At 63.3% G+C, this 5584-nt stretch carries 7 protein-coding genes; all 7 read right to left on the bottom strand.

Features of this window, described 5'->3' with window-relative positions:
* On the bottom strand, positions 1-295 hold a 295-nt coding region (locus VF497_RS18330), incomplete at its 3' end, for an aminotransferase class V-fold PLP-dependent enzyme (protein ID WP_330891485.1).
* 82 nt (positions 296-377) lie between these two features.
* Positions 378-1145 (bottom strand): hypothetical protein, encoded by a 768-nt coding sequence (locus VF497_RS18335; protein ID WP_330891487.1) that lies wholly within the window; start codon positions 1143-1145, stop codon positions 378-380.
* 126 nt (positions 1146-1271) lie between these two features.
* Positions 1272-2393, bottom strand: a complete 1122-nt coding sequence (sufD, locus tag VF497_RS18340) for a Fe-S cluster assembly protein SufD (protein ID WP_330891489.1) — start codon at positions 2391-2393, stop codon at positions 1272-1274.
* Positions 2393-3154: a Fe-S cluster assembly ATPase SufC gene (sufC, locus tag VF497_RS18345; RefSeq protein WP_330891491.1), complete on the bottom strand. Its 762-nt coding sequence runs from the start codon at positions 3152-3154 to the stop codon at positions 2393-2395. Before sufC ends, sufD begins: the two co-directional genes overlap by 1 nt.
* Before the next feature lie 27 nt (positions 3155-3181).
* Entirely contained in the window at positions 3182-3676 is a 495-nt protein-coding gene (locus VF497_RS18350; RefSeq protein WP_330891493.1) for a GNAT family N-acetyltransferase, read from the bottom strand.
* Between the two features lie 2 nt (positions 3677-3678).
* A complete protein-coding gene (sufB, locus tag VF497_RS18355) occupies positions 3679-5154 on the bottom strand; it encodes a Fe-S cluster assembly protein SufB (protein WP_330891495.1) in 1476 nt (491 codons plus the stop codon).
* Between the two features lie 15 nt (positions 5155-5169).
* Positions 5170-5584: SUF system Fe-S cluster assembly regulator (locus VF497_RS18360; protein ID WP_330891497.1), on the bottom strand; the 415-nt coding region annotated here is incomplete at its 5' end.

Genomic DNA, 5584 nt, shown 5'->3' on the forward strand with positions numbered 1-5584 from the left:
TCACCTCGTCGCGCGTCGGCGCATTGATGAAGCGCGCGATCTTGTCGCGCGCACTCTCGTACGCCGAGGTCGCTTCCTCGCCGAGCGTGTGGACGGCGCGCGCGACGTTCGCGTTCTTCTCACGGTAGAAACGGTCGACCGTGTCGATCACGACCTGCGGCTTCTGCGAGGTGTTCGCGTTGTCGAAGTAGACCAGCGGCTTGCCGTGGACCTGGCGCGAGAGGATCGGAAATTCGGCACGGATGCGCGCGACGTCGAATGCAGCGATGTCGCCGCGGTTGGTTTGCGTGTTCATAATGAGGTTCCCGTCGCGGCTGATTTTTGCAATGCCGCCCTTGCCGGAAAACCCGCTGCGCGGTGGCAACCCGCTCCCTGCTTCAGCCGCCAAGTCCTTGCATGAACGCGGCGAGCGCGAGCCACCCTTGGGTGGGGGCGACCAGCACCGCGGCGGTGTTGGTAACGATCATCACCAGCGCGCCGTAGAGATAGGCGGGATACCAACGACGTTGCGTTCTCCAGTCGTAGATCATCGCAACGGCGAAGAAAATCAGCGCAACGAACGTCGGCGGGAGCGCGACGAACGGCGGCGGCGGCCCGCCTTCCAACGCGCCTGGCGGAGCGAAAAGGGTAATGAATACGCGCGCGATCGCGGGAACCATCAGCGCGGCCATCAGCGAATACATGAGCCGCTTGTGGATCTCGGGTCGGCGCAGGTTGGCCAGCGCCGCCACGAACATCACGATCATCGAAAACGCGCCGAGGAATGTGATCGCCGAAAAACGGCGAGCCGCATCGCCAAATCCATGCGCGTCGTTGATACGCAGGTCGGTAATCTTGAAAACGACGATCGAACAGATCATCAGCGTGAACAGGGAAATCCCCGCGAGTCCCCAGCTGCGATGCGTCGCAACCCGGCCCGTAGCCACCCAGCCGGTCTGGACCAGATAGAAAAGGGTCCAAGTGAACATGAGGGCGCCGTGGACATGCATGATCGGCGGCGCATGAAAATTCGCCGTTCCGAGCCGCGCCCAGTAAGTCGGTATGAAGCCGCCGAAAGCGACCAGCACGAATACCACGGCCATCCAGAAGAAAAAGCGTCGCGACTGCGCCGACGCTTCGATGTTGCGCGCGATCACCGTTTCCAAAGCCGCCCCCCTTTGGTTCGTTGCTGCGCAGGTTACACCCAACGGCAACGGAACGCGCAACTCCACACTGCGCGACGTCGTCGGGCGGCAGCGGGTCGAATTGCAGATTCGCTTGCGGTTGTGGGCTCATGAACTGCCTCCATCCACGTGAGGCATGAGCAGCCCACCAAGCCTATTGCGCAGATCCTGGTCGGTGATGCCGTCGAGCACTTCGCGGCAGAATGCCGTCACCATCATGCGTCGCGCATCAGCAAGCGGAATCCCGCGCGAACGCAAGTAGAACAGCGCGCGCTCGTCGATCTGACCGACCGTCGCGCCGTGCGCGGCCTTGACTTCGTCGGCGTAGATCTCGAGCACGGGCTGCGTATCTATCTCGGCCTGCGGCGACAGCAGCAGGTTCTTGTTCGACAACTTCGCATCGCTGCCATCCGCGCCCTCGGCGACCGTGATCGCGCCGTGGAAAATCCCGCGTGCGCGCTGGTCGGCGATACCGCGCCAGACGATGTCGCAGGCCGTGTCACGCGCGACGTGACGTATATCGAGCTGCGTGTCGACATGCGCGCGCCCGCGCAGCGCAAAAACACCGCGCGATTCCAGCCGCGCCTGTTCGCCGGCGAGTTCAACCTGCATGTCCAGACGCTGCAGACGACCGCCGAGCAACACGTGCGTTGCGCGCAGCGTCGCCTCCGCAGCGAGATGCACGTCGAGCAGGCGATACAAGGATACGGACTCGGGCAAGTCACAGAGGCTGATCAGATCGAGTCGCGCGCCTTCGCCGACATCGATGCGCCGGCGCGAAGCTCCGAGAACGCCGGCTCCGTCGAGACCGACATGCTGCTCGACCAGGGTGGCGAACCCGTTGACGATCACCATCGAAGTATTCGTCTGCCAGCGACTGGGCTGCGCAGATGGAAGATTGACGTAGACGACCTGCACCGGCTCGTCGATTTTTCCGTCGATGCGGACTGCATAGGTCCCGCCGGTCTCGGCAACAGTCACCATCGAACCGACATCGGCGAAGTCCGAGTAGCGCTCGGAAACCGCACCGTTGACCACGACGACACGGCGGCCGCGCGTCGCTTGCCAATCGAATTGCGCGCGCAGCGTCTCAGGCAATTCGGCATCCGCATTCGCCGCGACGAATTCCTGCTGTGCCAGCGAGCGCAGCGCCATCTTGCTGTAACGCCACGACTCCTCGCGCGCGCGCGCATCGCCGCGGCCGAAGTCCTCGAGCAGGGCTGCCGCCATCACGCCGCTCCAGCGAGCTTGCGTTCGGCGATCCAGGCGTATCCGTGTTCTTCCAGTTTCTGCGCGAGGCTCGCGTCACCCGATTCGACCATGACGCCATCGGCCAGCACATGCACGAAATCCGGCACGATGTAGTCGAGCAGGCGCTGGTAGTGAGTGACGACGAGGAACGCACGCTCGGGTGAGCGCATTGCATTGACGCCATCGGCGACCATCTTGAGCGCATCGATGTCGAGGCCCGAGTCGGTCTCGTCGAGAATTGCGAGCTTCGGTTCGAGCAGCGCCATCTGGAAGATTTCGTTGCGCTTCTTCTCGCCGCCCGAGAAACCTTCGTTGACCGCGCGATGCAGCAGTTCATCCTTGAGGTGCAGCACGGCGAGCTTCTCGCGCACGCGTTTCAGGAACTGCATCGAATCGAGTTCGGCCTCGCCGCGATGCTTGCGCTGCGCATTCAGCGCCGCACGCAGGAAGTAGGTATTGTTCACACCCGGAATCTCGACCGGGTACTGGAATGCGAGGAACACACCTACGGCTGCGCGCTCCTCGGGTTCGAGTTCGAGCAGGTTCTTGCCCTCGTACACGACTGAGCCCTGCGTGACCTCGTAGCCCTCTCGCCCCGCCAGCACATTGCCGAGCGTGGACTTGCCCGCGCCGTTCGGCCCCATGATCGCGTGCACCTCGCCCGCTTTCACTTCGAGCGACAGGCCCTTGAGGATTTCCTTGCCGGCGACGCGGGCATGGAGGTTTTCGATTTTCAGCATTTGCATTCTCGTCGTTCTTTGCGGCGGTCAGACATCCGCCAGTTTTTTCAAAGCCTCGCCTTCAACACGGCAACCGAGCCACTCCGGCGTGATCTTCGCGCCAAGCGATTTGTAGAACTCGATCGAAGGCGTATTCCAGTCGAGCACCGACCACTGGAAGCGCGCGAGCCCCTCGGCCACGCAGCGCTTTGCCAGATTCACGATCAGCGCCTTGCCGATGCCGTGGCCGCGAAACACCGGGCGCACGTACAGATCTTCCAGATACAGGCCATGCCGGCCGCGGAATGTCGAATAGTTGTAGAACCACAACGAGAAGCCGGCGACCTCACCGTTCCATTCCGCGATTTCGGCGAACACGCGCGGATTCGCGCCGAACAGGTCGCGCTCGATGTCCGCGACAGTCGCATCGACTTCGTGACGCAACTTTTCGTAGTCGGCCAACTCGCAGATCAGCGCATGAATCGCCGCCGCATCGACAGGCCGCGCCGCGCGAATCACAAGACGAGTTTCGGGACGATCCATCGCTAGCCCACCGCGCCTTCAAGCGACACTTCGAGCAGCTTCTTCGCCTCGACCGCGAACTCCATCGGCAGTTCCTTGAACACCTGCTTGCAGAAGCCGTCGACGATCATCGATACGGCGTCTTCCTGGCCGATGCCGCGCGAGCGGCAGTAGAACAGCTGATCGTCGGAGATCTTCGACGTCGTCGCCTCGTGCTCGACGATCGCGCCGGGGTTCTTCACCTCGATGTACGGAAACGTGTGCGCGCCGCATTTCTTGCCGATCAACAGCGAGTCGCACTGCGTGTAGTTGCGCGCGCCTTCGGCGCCCTTCTCGACCTTGACCAGGCCGCGGTAGGTGTTCTGCCCGCGCCCGGCGCTGATGCCCTTGGAGACGATCTTGGATTTCGTGTTGCGGCCGATGTGGATCATCTTCGTGCCGGTATCGGCCTGTTGACGATGATGCGTCAGTGCGACCGAATTGAATTCGCCGACCGAATCGTCGCCGCGCAGCACGCAGCTCGGATATTTCCAGGTGATCGCAGAACCGGTCTCGACCTGCGTCCACGATATCTTCGAGCGTGCTCCGCGGCAGTCGCCGCGCTTGGTGACGAAATTGTAGATGCCGCCGACGCCGTTCTCGTCGCCCGGATACCAGTTCTGCACGGTCGAATATTTGATATTCGCATCGTCCAGCGCGACCAGTTCGACGACCGCGGCGTGCAGCTGGTTCTCGTCGCGCATCGGCGCGGTGCAGCCTTCGAGGTAGGACACGCTCGCGCGCTCCTCGGCGATCAGCAAGGTGCGCTCGAACTGGCCCGTATCGCGCGCATTGATGCGGAAGTACGTCGACAGTTCCATCGGGCAGCGCACGCCCTTCGGCACAAACACGAAGCTGCCGTCGGAAAACACTGCGGAATTCAACGCAGCAAAATAGTTGTCGCCCGGCGGCACGACGCTGCCGAGATATTTCTGCACGAGTTCGGGATGCTCGCGCACCGCCTCGCTGATCGAGCAGAAGATCACGCCGGCTTCGGCGAGTTCCTTGCGGAACGTCGTGCCGACCGAAACCGAATCGAATACCGCATCGACCGCGACGCCGGCGAGGCGCGCGCGCTCGTGCAGCGGCACGCCGAGCTTGTCGTAGGTTTCGAGCAGTTTGGGATCGACCTCGTCGAGCGACTTCGGCCGGTTCTTCGGCTGCGAGTAGTAGCTGATCGCCTGGAAATCGATAGCCTCGATCTGCAGCTTCGCCCAGTGCGGTTCCGTCATCGTCAGCCAGTGGCGATAGGCCTTGAGCCGCCACTCGGTCAGCCACTCGGGTTCGTTCTTGCGCGCCGAGATCGCGCGCACGACATCCTCGTTCAAGCCCGGCGGCAGGCTCTCGCTTTCGATGTCGGTGACGAAACCGGCGCTGTAGCGCCGATTGAGCGCCTCGGTGACAACGTCGGTTGGCGCCGATTCGTCGGGCAGGTCGAGTTCGAGGGGTTGGGTGGCCATTGGCTGCCTGACTGTTTATGCGGTGGCGACTAGACGCAGCGGGATCGCTGCGCGCTTCGGCGGTGGCCGGCGCATGTCGGCCAGCGTCATCTGCTTGAGCGTCGTCTCGATCACGTCGCTGACGCGCCGCCAGTTGCCGCGCACGCCGCAATGCGGTTCGTGCCCGCAGGCGCCATGGTGCGCGCTGCATTCGGTCATGCCGAACGGGCCTTCCATCGCGACGAGGATGTCGGCGAGGCTGATGCGCTCGGGCGCGCGCGCGAGGCGATAACCGCCGTTGACGCCGCGGAACGACTCGACGAGTTCCGCCTGCGCGAGCTGCTTGAGCAGCTTCGACACGGTCGGCAGTTCGAGGTGCGCGCGCTCGGCCAGCGCCTGCGCGCTGAACACCTCGTCGGGCGATTCGGCGAGCACGGTCATGACAACGGTG

Origin of the sequence: Rudaea sp. (assembly GCF_036383415.1) — a bacterium.
Taxonomy (GTDB): Bacteria; Pseudomonadota; Gammaproteobacteria; order Xanthomonadales; family Rhodanobacteraceae; genus Rudaea.

Bases quoted from the DNA above. Each gene is read 5' to 3' on its own strand.
- sufB (WP_330891495.1), bottom strand. From the start codon at position 5,154: ATGGCCACCCAACCCCTCGAACTCGACCTGCCCGACGAATCGGCGCCA.
- sufD (WP_330891489.1), bottom strand. From the start codon at position 2,393: ATGGCGGCAGCCCTGCTCGAGGACTTCGGCCGCGGCGATGCGCGCGCG.
- sufC (WP_330891491.1), bottom strand. From the start codon at position 3,154: ATGCTGAAAATCGAAAACCTCCATGCCCGCGTCGCCGGCAAGGAAATC.
- VF497_RS18350 (WP_330891493.1), bottom strand. From the start codon at position 3,676: ATGGATCGTCCCGAAACTCGTCTTGTGATTCGCGCGGCGCGGCCTGTC.